Here is a 14,388-nt window from a genome sequence, read left to right on the forward strand (position 1 = left end):
TGCACCCATTGCGTCGTTTGCGTGTTATAAGATGACCATCGACATCCAATGAGATCCGCATGCGCTATTCCCGGGAACACAAGCAGGAAACCCACGACCGCATCGTGAAGAAAGCTTCGGTGCGGCTGCGCGAGAAGGGGGCCCACGGCATCGGTGTCGCCGATCTCATGAAAGAGGCCGGCCTGACCCATGGCGGCTTCTATGCGCATTTCGATTCCCGCGAGGCGCTGGTGATGGAAGCCTTCTCCTACGCCATGGATCGTTCCATGGACCATTGGCGCAAGCTCACTGATGAGGCCGCTCCTGAAAAGCGGTTGGCGCTGGTCGCGGAGAGCTATCTCTCCACGCTGCATCGCGACAATCCCGGCAGTGGCTGCTCGATCCCCGCCCTCGGCGCCGAGATCGCCCGCGAGAGCCCCAAGACGCGAAAGGCATTTGCCGGCAAGCTCGACGAGATGATCGAGCTGCTGGCGGACTACATCCCGAACTTGCCGCGTAAGACCGCCCGCAAGCAGGCGGTCGCGATGTTGGCGACGATGGCCGGCACCATGCTGCTGGCACGCGTTGCCGGGTCGAGCGAACTCTCGGACGAGGTGTTGAAGGCGGGCAGGGACAGTGCGCTGGATGGCGCCAAGCGCGAGCCGAAGGTGGCGGCTGCGAAGAAGGCGAAGCAGAACTAGGCGAGATGCCGTAGGGTGGGCAAAGGCGCCTCAGCGCCGTGCCCACCATTTCTCACGGTTGCGATAGGTGGTGGGCACGCTTTCGCTTTGCCCACCCTACGAGACCTTTGTTTATCGCCCCGCAAACAGCGCCCGGTCGCGCTCCACGATCTCGCCGATGTAATCGGCCACCGCCCGGATCCGCGCCAGATCCTTGCTGTCGGCGTGCATCAGCATCCAGAACGTCCGCGTGATCGAGATCTCCTCCGGCAGCACGGCCACCAGCTGCGGATAGTCGCTCGCCATGAAGTGGGGCAGCACCGCGATGCCGAAGCCGGAGAGCGTGGCATTGAGCTGTGCGATCAGATTGGCGCTGCGGAAGCGCGCGGAAATCCGCGGCGAGACCTGCGGCAGATAATCGAGCTCCGGCGTGAACAAGAGCTCCTCGATGTAGCCGACGAAGCGGTGCTGCGGCAGGTCCTGCCGCGAGGTGATCTCAGGGAAGCGGTCGAGATAGGCTGGAGCGGCATAGAGCCCAAGCCGGTAGTCGAGCAGCTTGCGGCCGACGATGCGGCCTTCCTTCGGCATGGTCAGGCTGATGGCGATATCGGCCTCGCGCTTGGACAGGCTGAACAGCCGCGCGGTGGCCACAAGCTGCAAATCGAGATCGGGATACCGGTCGGCGAAGGGCGCCAGCCGCGGCGCCAGGAACGCGGTGCCGAACCCGTCGGGCGCGCCGATCCGCACCGTTCCGGTCAGCCGCGCCACCGAGCCGCCGACCTGCTCCTGGTTGGCGACGATGGTCGATTCCATGGCTTCCGCGCTGTCGGCGACGCGCTGGCCGGCTTCGGTGAGGAGATACCCGGTCTTGCGCCGGTCGAACAGCTTTGCCGAGAGGTGCTTCTCCAGCCGGTCGACGCGGCGAATCACCGTGGCATGGTCGACCCCGAGCTGTTTTGCCGCAGCCGAGACCGAGCCGCCCCGCACGATGGCCAGCACGAAGCGGAAGTCGTCCCAATCGATAGCGCCTTGATCCAGCATTTTCGCACATCTATGGTGCATTATCTCAGACTTGAATCCCAATAAATGCAGGTCGATAGGATTTGTCAAAGCGTTCAAGCTCGGCCTCAAGGAGATCATTCCATGCGTTCAGTCGGACATTTCATCGGTGGCAAGGAAGTGAAGGGCACGTCGGGCCGGACGGCAGACGTCTTTGAGCCGATGACCGGTGACGTCCAGGCCAAGGTCGCGCTGGCGTCCAAGGCCGAGGTCCGCGCCGCCGTCGAGAACGCCCGTGCCGCTCAGCCGGAATGGGCCGCCACCAACCCGCAGCGCCGCGCCCGCGTCATGATGAAATTCGTCGAGCTGGTGCAGCGCGACTACGACAAGCTCGCCGAGCTGCTGGCGCGCGAGCACGGCAAGACCGTGCCAGACGCCAAGGGTGACATCCAGCGTGGCCTCGAAGTCGCCGAGTTCGCCTGCGGCATCCCGCATTTGATGAAGGGCGAGTATACCGAAGGCGCCGGCCCCGGTATCGACATCTATTCGATGCGGCAGGCGCTCGGCGTCGTCGCCGGCATCACGCCGTTCAACTTCCCGGCGATGATCCCCATGTGGAAGTTCGCCCCTGCGATCGCCTGCGGCAACGCCTTCATCCTGAAGCCGTCGGAGCGCGATCCCGGCGTGCCGATGCTCCTCGCTGAGCTCATGATCGAGGCGGGCCTGCCGGCCGGCATCCTCAACGTCGTCAACGGCGACAAGGAGGCGGTCGACGCCATCCTCGACGATCCCGATATCAAGGCCGTCGGTTTCGTCGGCTCGACGCCGATCGCGCAGTACATCTATGAGCGCGCCGCGCAAACCGGCAAGCGCTGCCAGTGTTTCGGCGGCGCCAAGAACCACGCCATCATCATGCCGGACGCCGACATGGACCAGGCCGTGGACGCGCTGATCGGCGCCGGCTACGGCTCGGCCGGCGAGCGCTGCATGGCCGTTTCGGTCGCGGTCCCCGTCGGCAAGGTCACGGCCGACCGCCTGATGGAAAAGCTGATCCCGCGCGTCGAGAGCCTCAAGATCGGCACCTCGATCGATCCGTCGGCCGATTACGGTCCGCTGGTGACGCGCGAGGCGGTCGAGAAGGTCAAGAGCTATATCGACATCGGCCTCAAGGAAGGCGCGACGCTCGCGGTCGACGGCCGCGGGTTCAAGATGCAGGGCTACGAGAAGGGCTTTTATCTCGGTGGTTCGCTGTTCGACAACGTCACCAAGGACATGCGGATCTACAAGGAAGAGATCTTTGGCCCCGTGCTCTCGGTCGTGCGGGCCCACGACTACAAGGAAGCGCTGGCGCTGCCGTCGGACCATGACTACGGCAACGGCGTTGCCATCTTCACCCGCGACGGCGATGCCGCGCGTGACTTCGCGGCCAAGGTGAACGTCGGCATGGTCGGCATCAACGTGCCGATCCCGGTGCCGATCGCCTATTACACCTTCGGCGGCTGGAAGAAGTCCGGCTTCGGCGATCTCAACCAGCACGGCCCGGACTCGGTCCGCTTCTACACCAAGACCAAGACGGTAACCTCGCGCTGGCCGTCCGGCGTCAAGGAAGGCGCGGAATTCTCGATCCCGCTGATGAAGTAGGGCTGTTGCCCAGCCCGTCATTGCGAGCGTAGCGAAGCAATCCAGAATCTTTCCGCAGAGGCAGCCTGGATTGCTTCGTCGCTTCGCTCCTCGCAATGACGATGGGGGTGAAAGGGTAGGCGGCAGCATGCAATTCGCTCTGAACGAGGATCAAATCGCAGTTCGCGACATGGCACTCGCGTTTGCGGCCGAGAAGATCGCGCCGCACGCGCTGCGCTGGGACGAGGAGAAGCATTTCCCCGTCGACGTGATGCGCGAGGCGGCAACGCTCGGCATGGGCGGCATCTACATCCGCGACGACGTCGGGGGATCCGCGATGACGCGGTTCGACGCGGCGCTGATCTTCGAGGCGCTGGCAACGGGCTGCCCGACCACCTCGGCCTTCATCTCCATCCACAACATGGCGAGCTGGATGATCGATGCCTTCGGCAGCGACACCCAGCGCCATACGTGGCTGCCAAAGCTCTGCACCATGGAGCTGATCGCGAGCTATTGCCTGACCGAGCCCGGCGCCGGCTCGGACGCGGCGGCTCTGCGCACCCGCGCCGTGCGTGACGGCGACCATTACGTCCTCAACGGCCAAAAGCAGTTCATCTCAGGCGCCGGCGGCACTGATCTGCTGGTCGCGATGGTGCGCACCGGAGGCGACGGTCCCGGCGGCATCTCGACCCTGGTCATCGACGGCAAGACGCCCGGTGTCTCGTTCGGCGCCAATGAGCGCAAGATGGGCTGGAACGCGCAGCCGACCCGCGCCGTCCTGTTCGAGAACGCGCGCGTGCCCGTCGCCAATCGTCTCGGCGAGGAGGGCATCGGCTTCAAGATCGCGATGGCTGGCCTCGACGGCGGCCGCCTCAACATCACGGCGTGCTCGCTCGGCGGCGCGCAGACCGCGCTCGACAAGGCGCGCGCCTACATGAAGGAGCGCAAGGCGTTCGGAAAGCGGCTCGACGAATTCCAAGCGCTGCAATTCCGCCTTGCCGACATGGCGATCGAGCTCGAGGCTGCGCGCACCTTCCTGTGGCGCGCTGCGGCCGCGCTGGATCGCAAGGACCCGGATGCCACCATGCTGTGCGCGATGGCAAAACGGTTCGGCACCGACGTCGGCTTCGAGGTCGCCAACCACGCGCTGCAGCTCCACGGCGGCTACGGGTACTTAAGCGAATACGGCATCGAGAAGATCGTGCGCGATCTGCGCGTGCACCAGATCCTCGAAGGCACCAATGAAATCATGCGGCTGATCGTGGCGCGCAAACTGATCGAGGGCGCGCGATGAATGCAGTGGAAGAGGGCGATTTGGTCGTTCGTCGCGAGGGCGCGGCGGGCGTGATCCGCCTCAACCGCCCCAAGGCGATCAACGCAATGACGCTGGAGATGTCCATCGGCATCGACGCGGCGCTCGACACGTTCGAAACCGATCCTGATGTCGCTGCGATCATCCTGGAAGGCGCCGGCGAGCGCGGCCTCTGCGCCGGCGGCGACATTCGCGGCCTCTGGGAGAGCTCGCGCGAAGGCGGCGATCTCGGCGCGCGGTTCTGGCGCCAGGAATACGTCATGAATGCGCGGATCGCGAAATATCCGAAGCCGTATGTGGCGTTCATGGACGGCCTCGTGATGGGCGGCGGCGTCGGGCTGTCAGGCCATGCCAGCCATCGTGTCGTCACCGATCGCACCAGGCTGGCCATGCCCGAGGTCGGGCTCGGCTTCTTCCCCGATGTCGGCGGCACCTGGCTGCTATCGCGCTCGCCCGGCGAGATCGGCACTTATTTTGGCCTCACCGGCCAGACCATGAATGGCCCCGACGCGATCCACGCAAAGTTCGCGGATGCGGTTGTGCCGGCGGCTGAATGGCCGGAGCTGCGCGAGGCGCTCACGAAAGTTCGGAAGGGCGTGACCGCAGCCGATGTCAGCAAGCTCATCAGCGGTTTTGAGACCGGGGAGACCGCGGGGCCGGTGGCCGCAAAGGAGCCTGCGATCGACGCATTGTTCGGCTTCGATCGCATGGACGACATTTTTGCTGCGCTGAAGCGGGACGGCTCGGAATTTGCGCTGGCCACGCTGAAGACGCTCAACGAAAAATCTCCGCGGGGCATGGTGGTGACGCTGAAGCTGTTGCGGCTCGCGCGGACCGCCTCGAGCCTGGAAGAATGTCTGGTGCGCGAATACCGCGCCGCACTCGAGGTTTTCCGCAGCGATGATTTTCGCGAAGGTGTGCGGGCCGCCGTGATCGACAAGGACCGCAATCCGAACTGGTCGCCGCCACGGATCGAGGATGTGACGCCGCAGATGCTGGCGCCGTATCTCGCCGAGATCGGCGCCGACGAGCTGAAGTTCAACTAACAACGCGACAGCGGAGGAAACGACAATGGCGACGATCGCATTCATTGGTCTGGGCAACATGGGCGGCCCGATGGCGGCCAATCTGGTCAAGGCCGGCCACAAGGTGGTGGCGTTCGATCTCGTCGAGGCCTCGCGCGCGCAAGCCAAGGCCGACGGCGCCGGCATCGCCGACAGCGCGCCCGGCGCGGTGAAGGGCGCTGATGTCGTCGTCACCATGCTGCCGGCGGGCAAGCATGTGCTCGGCGTCTGGAACGAGGTCGTTCCCGCGATGGCCAAGGGCGCGCTGATCATCGATAGCTCCACCATCGACGTCGAGAGCGCGAGGGCTGCGCATGCGCTGGCCGCCAAGAGCGGCGTGCTTTCAGTTGACGCACCGGTCTCCGGCGGCACCGGCGGCGCCAAGGGCGCGACGCTCACCTTCATGTGCGGCGGCGAGGATATGGCGTTTGCGGCGGCCAAGCCGGTGCTGGAGAAAATGGGCAAGAAGATCGTGCATTGCGGCGGCGCCGGCGCGGGCCAGGCGGCCAAGATCTGCAACAACATGATCCTCGGCATCTCCATGATCGCGGTCAGCGAAGCGTTTGCGCTTGGCGAGAAGCTCGGTCTTTCGCATCAGGCCCTGTTCGACGTCGCCTCCACCTCGTCGGGCCAGTGCTGGTCGCTGACGACCTATTGCCCGGTGCCGGGCCCGGTGCCGACTTCGCCGGCGAACAACGACTACAAGCCGGGTTTTGCTTCGGCGCTGATGGTGAAGGATCTGACCCTGGCGCAGGACGCCGCGAAGGCGGCCGGCGCGGCGACGCCGCTCGGCAAGCATGCGCAGGAGATTTATCAGTCTTTCGACGCAGCCGGTCAGGGTGGGGTGGATTTTTCCGGAATTATCAAGCACGTTCGCAGCCTCGCTGGACGATAGCGGGGCTTCGTAGCCCGGATGGAGCGAAGCGAAATCCGGGACTGTTCCCTCGTTTGGCGCGACCGGCCCCCGGATTGCGCTTCGCTCCATCCGGGCTACGTTCGACAATCAATTCGACGGGCCCGGATCATGACGACATTTCAGGACGCGCGCGCGTTTCTGCTAAAGCACCGCACGGATTACGAGACGGCGGTTAGGGATTTCCGCTGGCCCGATCCGGTTCCCTTCAATTGGGCGCTCGACTGGTTCGACGAGCTTGCGAAGGATGCCGACGCCAAGGACCGCCCCGCGCTCTGGATTGTCGATGCCGCGCAGGACAAGCAGACAAAGCTTTCTTTCGCAGCGCTCTCGAAGCGCTCCAACCAAATTGCCAACTTCCTCCGCGCGCAGGGCCTGAGGCGCGGCGATCATCTGTTGCTGCTGCTCGGCAATGTGGTTCCGCTGTGGGAGACGATGCTGGCGGCGATGAAGCTCGGCGTCGTCGTGATCCCCGCGACCACGCTGCTCACCGCGGACGAGCTGCGCGATCGGCTCGATCGCGGCAAGGCGAAGGCGGTGGTTGCCGCGCAGGATCAGGTGGCGAAGTTCGCTAGCCTTGGCGCGGAGAACGTCGTTCGCATCGTGGTCGGCGCCGCCTCCGACGGATGGCTTTCATACGATGAGGCGGCGACGGCTTCGGAGAGTTTTAGCGCCGACGGTCCGACCAACGCCGACGATCCGATGCTGCTTTATTTCACCTCGGGCACGACCGCGAAACCAAAGCTGGTGCGTCACAGTCAGCGCAGCTATCCCGTCGGGCATCTTTCGACCATGTATTGGATCGGGCTGAAACCCGGCGACGTCCATCTCAACATTTCATCGCCAGGCTGGGCCAAGCACGCCTGGAGCTGTTTCTTTGCACCGTGGAATGCCGGCGCGACCGTGTTCGTGGTCAACCAGCCGCGCTTCGACGCCAAAGGCCTGCTTGCCACCATCGGCCGCTGCGGCGTCACCACGCTGTGCGCGCCGCCGACGGTGTGGCGGCTGTTCATCCAGGAGAATCTTGCATCGTTCAAGGTGGCCTTGCGCGAGGTCTGCGGCGCGGGCGAGCCGCTGAACCCTGAAGTGATCGATCAGGTGCGGGCGGCCTGGGGCCTCACCATCCGCGACGGATACGGCCAGACCGAAACCACCGCGCTGACCGGCAATTCGCCGGGCCAGAAGATCAAAATTGGCTCGATGGGCCGGCCGCTGCCGGGCTATCGCGTGCAGATCAGTGATGCCGACGGCCATCCCGCACGGGAGGGCGAGGTCGCACTGGTGCTGGGCAGTGAGCGCCCGGCCGGTCTGATGCAGGGCTATCAGGGCGAGGACGGCAAGCTGTCTGGCGCCGAGGGTGAGCTCTATCGCAGTGGCGATGTCGTGTTCGAAGACGACGAGGGCTATCTCACCTTCGTCGGCCGCTCCGACGACGTATTCAAATCGTCGGATTACCGCATCAGTCCGTTCGAACTCGAGAGCGTCCTGCTCGAGCACGAGCTCGTCGCGGAAGCCGCGGTGGTGCCGAGCCCGGACCCGATCCGCCTTGCCATCCCCAAGGCGTTCGTGCTGCTGACGTCGGGCGCGGAGCGCTCGCCGGAGACGGCGCTGTCGATCTTCAAGCATCTGCACGCCCGCCTTGCGCCGTTCAAGCGGATCCGCCGCCTCGAAATCGTCACCGAACTGCCGAAGACGATCTCTGGCAAAATCCGCCGGGTCCAGCTACGACGGCTCGAACGCGACAATGATCGCAACGATCCGCTGCGCGGCCGGGAATTCCGCGAGGAGGATTTTCCCGAGCTGCCGAAAACACGGAGTGAGACCTAAGTGAACCAAATCTGGAAGTCGCCGCCGATTACGCTCGAGGCTTATCAGGCCATGGTCGGCAAGGAGATCGGCGTGTCGTCCTGGCATTTGCTCGACCAGCCCCGCATCGACACCTACGCCGACGTGACCGAGGATCGCCAGTTCATCCACATCGATCCCGAGCGCGCGAAGAAGGAAACCGCGTTTGGTACCACCATCGCGCACGGCTTCCTGACGATGTCGATGTTGCCTGTGATGTCCTATGAAGTGATGCCGGCCCTTGCGGGCACCACGATGGGCGTCAACTACGGTTTCGACAAGCTGCGCTTCATCTCGCCGGTGCGCTCCGGCAAGCGCATCCGCGGCCGTTTCGTGCTGGCGGAGGCGAAGCTCCGCAAGCCGAATGAATTGCAGTCCCGCACCAATGTCACCGTGGAGATCGAAGGCGAGGACAAGCCGGCGCTGGTCGCGGATTGGCTCGGTCTGATCTATTTCGCGTAGGCCCGAGGCGTCGTTGCCGGGCTTGACCCGGCGAGGCTTCGCTGCTCAAAAAGCCGTCAAACGCGCGGTTTTACCCTCTCCCCTTGTGGGAGAGGGTGCCTCGCGGAACGCGAGGCGGGTGAGGGGTCTCTCTCCGCAAGCGCGTCTGCCGAGAGAGACCCCTCATCCGCCGCCGTAGCCGACGCTACGCGTCGGCGTCCATTTCAGGTACGGCGGCCGTAGGCCGCCTATGCCACCTTCTCCCACAAGGGGAGAAGGAAGAAGAAGCAGGAATTTCACTCATGGCAATCAGGTTCGACGGACGCGTCGCCATCGTCACGGGCGCGGGCAATGGTCTCGGCAAAGCGCATGCGCTGGGATTGGCCAGCCGCGGCACCAAGGTCGTCGTCAACGATTTCGGCGGCGCACGTGACGGCAGCGGCGGCTCGCTGTCGCCCGCGGAGGCCGTGGTCGAGGAGATCCGCAAAGCGGGCGGGACCGCGATGGCCGACGGCGCCGACGTCTCGAATTTCGAGCAGGTCACCGCCATGGTCGAGCGCGCCACCAGGGAGTGGGGCAGCGTGGACCTCTTGTGTGCTAACGCCGGCATTTTGCGCGACAAGTCGTTTGGCAAGATGGAAGCCGCCGATTTCCAGAAGGTGCTCGATGTGCACCTTGTCGGCACCTTCTATTGCTGCAAGGCGGCCTGGGCCGGCATGCGCGACCGCAATTACGGCCGCATCGTGCTGACCACCTCGTCCTCCGGCCTCTACGGCAATTTCGGCCAGGCCAATTACGGCGCGGCGAAATCCGGCATGGTCGGCCTGATGAACGTGCTGGCCGAGGAAGGCCGCAAGACCGACATCCGCGTCAACATCATCTCGCCGACGGCGGCGACCCGCATGACGGAAGAGCTGCTGCCGCCGCAGGCGCTGCAGCTGATGAAGCCGAACGCGATCACGCCGGCGGTCGAGTACATGCTGAGCGAGGACGCGCCGACCCGCACCATCATGGGCGCCGGCGCCGGCTCCTTCGCCGTCATCAAGATCGTGGAGAGCGAAGGCATCAACCTGCCGGAGTCCGAATGGACGCCGGACGCGGTCGCCGCGCATTTCGCTGAGATCAGCGACATGTCGAAGGCCAAGGCGCTGACCGGTGCGTTCGAGCAGACGCAGAAATACGTGGCGCAGGCCGCGGCGCGGGCGGGGATCAAGCTCTGACAGCCGTCGCCGTCATCGGCGCCGGTCCCGCCGGGCTGATGGCGGCGGAGGTGCTGGCGCAGGGCGGCGCCCGCGTCACCGTCTATGACGCGATGCCGTCCGCGGGGCGCAAATTCCTGATGGCGGGCCGGGGTGGACTCAACCTCACCCACAGCGAGCCGCTGCCGCAATTCATGGCGCGCTATCGCGAGGCGGCACTGAGGCTGCAAACGGCGATCGAGTCGTTTTCGCCCGACGCGCTGCGGGCGTGGAGCGAGGCGCTGGGCGAGCCGACCTTCGTCGGCACCAGCGGCCGGGTCTTTCCAAAGGCGTTCAAGGCCTCGCCCTTGCTGCGCGCCTGGCTGCGGCGCCTCGACGCCAGCGGCGTGCGATTTGCCTTCCGCCATCGCTGGACAGGCTGGGACGGCGAGGGACGGCTGCTGTTTCGAACGCCCAATGGCGAGGCGGCCGTCCTCGCCGACGCCACGGTCCTCGCGCTCGGCGGCGCGAGCTGGCCGCGGCTCGGATCGGATGGGGGCTGGGTCGAACTCCTCGCGGCAAGAGGCATTGCCATTTCAAAGCTGCGGCCAGCCAATTCCGGCTTCACGGTCGCGTGGTCCGACGTCTTCCGAGACCGTTTCGAGGGACAGCCGCTCAAGGGCGTGGCGCTGACGGTTGGCGCACACACGGTGCGCGGCGAAGCGATGATCACGCGGTGCGGCATCGAAGGCGGCGCGATCTACGCACTGTCGGCGGAGCTGCGGGAGGCGGTGCTGGGTCTCGGGCAGGCGACGCTGATGATCGCATTGCGGCCCGACCTCCACGCCGCCGCTCTGACCACGCGGCTATCGGGGACGCGCGGCAAGCAGTCCTTGGCAAACTTTCTGCGCAAGGCTGCGCAATTGTCGTCGGTCGGCATCGGCCTGATGCAGGAGGCCGCCATCGCCTCGGGCCGGCCGCTGGCGATGTTCTCGCCGGCCGAGCTCGCGCACCTGGTCAATGCAATTCCCGTTCAACTCACGGGCGTTGCCCCGATCGATCGTGCGATCTCAACGGCCGGTGGAGTTAGTTTCGACGAACTCGACAATCAATTCATGCTGCGCAAGCAGCCGGGCGTGTTCGCTGCCGGCGAGATGCTGGACTGGGAAGCGCCGACCGGCGGCTATCTGCTGCAGGCCTCGTTCACGACGGGGGTTGCTGCGGGCAGGGGTGTGTTGGCGTGGCTCGCCAAATCGTAGAACTCGTAGGGTGGGCAAAGGCGCGAAGCGCCGTGCCCACGATCTTTCGCAGTTACGACGAGAAGTCGTGGGCACGCTTCCGCCTTCGCTCTCCGAGCTTCGGCGGACAAGTTGCTTTGCCCACCCTACGGCAGTTTGCCCTTACCGAAGCTTCCCGCGCGCGGCGACCGGCAGCGTGCCGATGATCTCCTCGCCGCGCACCATCACGACCTCGTCCATCATGTTGACGACGACGCAGACGTGGTTCGGCACGATGCGGACGACGTCACCGACATTGGGGCGGGTATTGCTGCGGGACAGGTCGAGGAAGCCGTGCTCCTCGGCGAACTTCGCGATCCTGGCTTCGGGGTGTTCCAGGATCAGGCCGTGACCGTCGAGGCCGCCGGTGTCGGTCGTCAGCGTCTTGGAGCCGGCATCAAGGATGCCGCGCTCGGGCGCGGCGCGGCTCACCACCGTCGAATAGATGTGGAGCGCGCAGTCGTCCCAGGTCGCGGAGCCCGCCGCGACCTGCATGCGGTCGTTGTAGATGTAAGTGCCGAAGCGGTGCTCGGTGCCGCCCTTGAGCTTGCCGAGATTCTTCAGGTTCGGCGTGCCGCCGGTCGAGACGATTTTTGCATCGAGCCCGTGCGCGCGCACGCCGGCCAGCGCCTCGTCGTAGAATTTCTGCGCGTCCGCCCAGCCGGTCTCGGTCGGATAGAGCATGAAGCCGGCGAACTGCAGTCCTTTGGACGCGGCGATCTCGCGCGCCAGCGCAATGGCCTCGGCCGGCGTCTCGACACCGGCGCGCTTGCGCCCCGTGTCGCATTCGACCACGACCGAGAGCGGACGGCCCGACGCCGCGGCTGCCTTGGGCAGACCGGAAACGACCGTCGAATTGTCGGCGGCGACCGTCATGTTGGCCTTGGCCTGGAGCGCGCCGAGCCGCGCCATCTTCTCTTCGCCCAAGAGGTTGTAGCTGATCAGGATGTCGTCGATGCCGGCGTTGGCCATGATCTCGGCTTCGCCGATCTTCTGGCAGGTGATGCCCTTGGCGCCGGCCGCGACCTGCATCTTCGCGATGGTCGGGTTCTTGTGCGTCTTGATGTGCGGGCGGTTGGCGATGCCGGCGTCGTCGCAGGCCTTCTGGATCCGCGCAATGTTGCGCTCGACCCTGTCCATGTCGATGACGGCGCAGGGCGTGCCGTATTCGCGGGCGATCTTGGCGGCGAGGGGAGTGGTCATGGAAGTCCTCTAGTTGGCGCGTATTCTGATCGCAAAACCGGTGCCCACTTTTGCGGAATACGCGCTAAGCCTGCTCTATTTCTTCACGCAGCATTTCAAGTTCGAGCCACCGCTCCTCGGCGACGGACAATTCTTCATGCGCCTTGGCAATCGCAGCGGAGGTGTCGTCGAATTTTCTGCGATCCCTAGCGTAGAGGTTGGGATCGTCCAGCACGCGCTGCAGCTTTGCGATGTCGGCCTGCAGAGTCTCCATCCTCTTCGGCAACGTCTCCAGCGCGTGCTTCTCGTTGAAGCTGAGCTTGCGCTTGGACGAGGAGGCGGGAGCGGCCGGCCGCTCCTCTTTCTTCTCGGCCGGCGCTTGCGCCTTCGCCGTTTCGCGCTTCAGGTCAGCGCCGCGCTGGGTCAGCATGTCGCTGTAGCCGCCGGCATACTCGATCCACTTGCCGTTGCCTTCCGGCGCGATCACCGAGGTCACGACGCGGTCGAGGAAGTCGCGGTCGTGGCTGATCAGGATCACGGTGCCCTCGTAGTCGCCGAGCATCTCCTCGAGCACGTCGAGGGTCTCCAAGTCGAGATCATTGGTCGGCTCGTCCAGCACCAGGAGATTCGAGGGCTTTGCCAGCGCGCGCGCCAGCATCAGCCGGCCGCGCTCGCCGCCGGAGAGTACCTCCACCGGAGTGCCGCGCTGCTCCTGCCCGAACAGGAAGTCCTTCATGTAGCCGACGACGTGCTTCGGCTTGCCGCCGACCATGATTTGATCGCCGCGCCCGCCGGTCAGGGCCTCCGCCAGCGTCGATTTGGGATCGAGGCTTTCGCGGTGCTGGTCGAGCGTGGCCGTCTCCAGATTGGCGCCGAGACGTATCGTGCCGGAATCCGGCTGCATGCCGCCGGTGAGCAGATTGACCAGCGTGGTCTTGCCGGCGCCGTTCGGCCCGATGATGCCGAGGCGGTCGCCGCGCTGGATGCGGGTGGAGAAACTCTCGACGATCTTGCGCTCGCCATAGGCCTTGGTGATGCCCTTCGCCTCGATCACCAGCTTGCCGGACTGCTCCGCTTCGCTAGCTGCGAGACTGGCGGTGCCGGCCGTGCCGCGATAGTTGCGGCGCTGATCGCGCAGCGTGTGCAGATTGGCGAGGCGCTTGACGTTGCGCTTGCGCCGGCCGGAGACGCCGTGGCGCAGCCAGTGCTCTTCGTCGACGATCTTGCGGTCGAGCTTGTGCTGGTCGCGCTCTTCCTCCGCCAGCACCTCGTCGCGCCAAGTCTCGAACGAGGCAAAGCCGCGGTCGATCTGCTTGATCTTGCCGCGGTCGAGCCACGCCGTGGAACGCGACAGGTTGGTCAGGAAGCGGCGGTCGTGGCTGATGATCACCAGCGCGCTGCGGCGGCTGTCCAGCTCCTGTTCCAGCCATTCGATGGTGGCGAGATCGAGATGGTTGGTCGGCTCGTCCAGCAGCAAAATGTCGGGCGAGGGCGCCAGCACATAGGCCAGCGCCGCGCGACGGGCTTCGCCGCCGGAGACATCATGCGGGTTCTCATCGCCCGTAAGCCCGAGCTGCTCCAAGAGATAGCGCGCCTGATGCTGGTCGTCGCCGGGCGCGAGACCGGACTCGACATAGGCAAGGATGGTCTTGTGCTCGCCGAAGTCGGGCTCCTGCGGCAGATAGCGAACCGTGGCGCCGGGCTGCACGAAGCGCGTGCCGCCGTCGGGCTCGACAAGGCCGGCCGCGATCTTCAGCAGCGTCGACTTGCCGGAGCCGTTGCGGCCGATCAGGCAGACGCGCTCGGATGGCGCGACATTGAGCTCGACGCCTGACAGCAGCGGCGTGCCGCCAAAGGTCAGCCTGATGTCTTTCAACTGGATCAGCGGCGGCGCCATG

The 14,388-nt window shown here is 65.4% G+C and carries 12 protein-coding genes; 9 read left to right on the top strand and 3 right to left on the bottom strand.

The window, feature by feature from the left end; all coding sequences use genetic code 11:
* Window positions 1–59: 59 nt before the first annotated feature.
* A complete protein-coding gene (locus IVB26_RS18205; protein ID WP_247972905.1) occupies window positions 60–680 on the top strand; it encodes a TetR/AcrR family transcriptional regulator in 621 nt (206 codons plus the stop codon).
* Window positions 681–791: 111 nt separating this feature from the next.
* Here IVB26_RS18205 and IVB26_RS18210 read toward each other — a convergent pair whose 3' ends face one another.
* A complete protein-coding gene (locus IVB26_RS18210; RefSeq protein ID WP_247972906.1) occupies window positions 792–1,700 on the bottom strand; it encodes a LysR family transcriptional regulator in 909 nt (302 codons plus the stop codon).
* Between the two features lie 102 nt (window positions 1,701–1,802).
* Between IVB26_RS18210 and IVB26_RS18215 the strand changes: the two genes are divergently transcribed.
* The 8 genes from IVB26_RS18215 to IVB26_RS18250 all read left to right on the top strand — a co-directional run bounded on the left by IVB26_RS18215 (window position 1,803) and on the right by IVB26_RS18250 (window position 11,290).
* Window positions 1,803–3,299, top strand: coding sequence for a CoA-acylating methylmalonate-semialdehyde dehydrogenase (locus tag IVB26_RS18215; RefSeq protein WP_247972907.1), 1,497 nt, complete (start codon window positions 1,803–1,805; stop codon window positions 3,297–3,299).
* Between the two features lie 127 nt (window positions 3,300–3,426).
* Window positions 3,427–4,572: an isobutyryl-CoA dehydrogenase gene (locus tag IVB26_RS18220; RefSeq protein WP_247972908.1), complete on the top strand. Its 1,146-nt coding sequence runs from the start codon at window positions 3,427–3,429 to the stop codon at window positions 4,570–4,572.
* The gene (locus tag IVB26_RS18225; protein ID WP_247972909.1) at window positions 4,569–5,636 is read left to right on the top strand and encodes an enoyl-CoA hydratase/isomerase family protein; all 1,068 of its coding nucleotides are present in this window, start codon (window positions 4,569–4,571) and stop codon (window positions 5,634–5,636) included. The genes IVB26_RS18220 and IVB26_RS18225 overlap by 4 nt, the downstream gene beginning before the upstream one ends.
* Before the next feature lie 25 nt (window positions 5,637–5,661).
* Window positions 5,662–6,549, top strand: a complete 888-nt coding sequence (gene mmsB / locus IVB26_RS18230; protein ID WP_247972910.1) for a 3-hydroxyisobutyrate dehydrogenase — start codon at window positions 5,662–5,664, stop codon at window positions 6,547–6,549.
* Window positions 6,550–6,678: 129 nt separating this feature from the next.
* Window positions 6,679–8,394 (top strand): AMP-binding protein, encoded by a 1,716-nt coding sequence (locus IVB26_RS18235; RefSeq protein ID WP_247972911.1) that lies wholly within the window; start codon window positions 6,679–6,681, stop codon window positions 8,392–8,394.
* Window positions 8,395–8,874 carry a MaoC family dehydratase gene (locus IVB26_RS18240; protein WP_247972912.1) on the top strand — a complete coding sequence of 160 codons (480 nt, stop codon included), beginning with the start codon at window positions 8,395–8,397 and terminating at the stop codon, window positions 8,872–8,874.
* A 281-nt stretch (window positions 8,875–9,155) separates the two neighbouring features.
* Window positions 9,156–10,073: an SDR family NAD(P)-dependent oxidoreductase gene (locus IVB26_RS18245; RefSeq protein ID WP_247972913.1), complete on the top strand. Its 918-nt coding sequence runs from the start codon at window positions 9,156–9,158 to the stop codon at window positions 10,071–10,073.
* Between the two features lie 38 nt (window positions 10,074–10,111).
* Window positions 10,112–11,290, top strand: a complete 1,179-nt coding sequence (locus IVB26_RS18250) for a TIGR03862 family flavoprotein (protein ID WP_247972914.1) — start codon at window positions 10,112–10,114, stop codon at window positions 11,288–11,290.
* 141 nt (window positions 11,291–11,431) lie between these two features.
* On the opposite strand, the gene IVB26_RS18255 is transcribed toward IVB26_RS18250, so the two are convergent.
* Both IVB26_RS18255 and IVB26_RS18260 read right to left on the bottom strand, forming a co-directional pair.
* Complete coding sequence (locus IVB26_RS18255; RefSeq protein ID WP_247972915.1) at window positions 11,432–12,511, bottom strand: D-TA family PLP-dependent enzyme; 1,080 nt, start codon at window positions 12,509–12,511, stop codon at window positions 11,432–11,434.
* A 64-nt stretch (window positions 12,512–12,575) separates the two neighbouring features.
* Complete coding sequence (locus tag IVB26_RS18260) at window positions 12,576–14,387, bottom strand: ABC-F family ATP-binding cassette domain-containing protein (RefSeq protein ID WP_247972916.1); 1,812 nt, start codon at window positions 14,385–14,387, stop codon at window positions 12,576–12,578.
* Window position 14,388: the final 1 nt, after the last annotated feature.

The sequence above is a fragment of the Bradyrhizobium sp. 195 genome, assembly GCF_023101665.1.
Taxonomy (GTDB): Bacteria; Pseudomonadota; Alphaproteobacteria; order Rhizobiales; family Xanthobacteraceae; genus Bradyrhizobium.